Source organism: Photobacterium lucens (genome assembly GCF_009873615.1).
Lineage (GTDB): Bacteria > Pseudomonadota > Gammaproteobacteria > Enterobacterales > Vibrionaceae > Photobacterium > Photobacterium lucens.
Genome location: NZ_SSMG01000415.1, coordinates 1 through 564, shown reverse-complemented (window position 1 = coordinate 564; position 564 = coordinate 1). Strand labels below are relative to the sequence as shown.

General features: G+C 29.3%; 1 protein-coding gene. It reads left to right on the top strand.

The features are described 5' to 3' along the window. Positions 1 to 156 precede the first annotated feature (156 nt). Positions 157 to 564: hypothetical protein (locus E5A76_RS16980; RefSeq protein WP_161119651.1), on the top strand; the 408-nt coding region annotated here is incomplete at its 3' end.

The window sequence follows — 564 nt, the reverse complement described above, 5'->3', positions numbered from 1 at the left end:
GTATAAAATAACATATACCCAAGTGGGACAAAAAGTTGAAATTGATTGTCAAGCTTTATGTTTGGGGACAATTGAAGCTTCTGAACACAAAGTAGGGTTGAAGAAAAATTCAGGTATTAATTTTTTATATCCAGTTGCTAGTAAGGTTAATTAGGCATGCAAAGTCGAAATAATGCAGTGGAAGCACTTCAGCAAGAGCTAGATCAAAATTCACTGAACACAAAATTACAAACCCTTAAAGGTCTTGATCTTTCTAATGCTTCAGTCAATGTCTGGTTAGCTGAAGTAAAACCAAGTAATGCAAATAAAAGATTTTCAAAAGTAAAACAATTAAATGTACATAGTAACCATGAACATAAATTTAAACAGTATGTATTAGATTGTATTAATGGTAATGATCATATTGATGAACTTAGACCTATTACGACAAATCAAGACAATCGTTTTTTCTATCTAGAATCATCTTCAACAGATCTCTCTCAATTAATCGATATTATTGCTAATACGAAAATCTTGGAAATTAAAGAAGAAAAAGAATTAAATGAATTTAATTCTTATGTTATT